General features: G+C 52.9%; 1 protein-coding gene. It reads left to right on the top strand.

The genetic code is table 11. From position 1 onward, the window contains the following. Positions 1–223, top strand: a 223-nt coding sequence (locus IAE33_RS24465) for an immunoglobulin-like domain-containing protein (RefSeq protein ID WP_201165785.1), incomplete at both ends; no start/stop codon positions are given.

Raw genomic sequence — 223 nt, 5'->3', positions numbered from 1 at the left:
CAAAGACTCGGGTGAAATCAAACTCGGCATTACTTCGGCTGTAGACATCGACGGCCGTACCTTCGAAAACCTGCAACTGGGTGGTGATGCGTCGGTAAAAGTTACCGATACCATCGACGAAGTGGTCGCCAAATTGACCGCGACTTCGTCGGTCACCGAAGGCGGCGACATTACCTACACCGTGACGCTGACCAACAAAGATGGTCTGCCAATCAACAACCAC

The sequence above is a fragment of the Pseudomonas sp. S60 genome, from assembly GCF_016647865.1.
GTDB classification, from domain to species: Bacteria; Pseudomonadota; Gammaproteobacteria; order Pseudomonadales; family Pseudomonadaceae; genus Aquipseudomonas; species Aquipseudomonas parafulva.
This window is presented reverse-complemented; position numbering and strand designations above follow the sequence as displayed.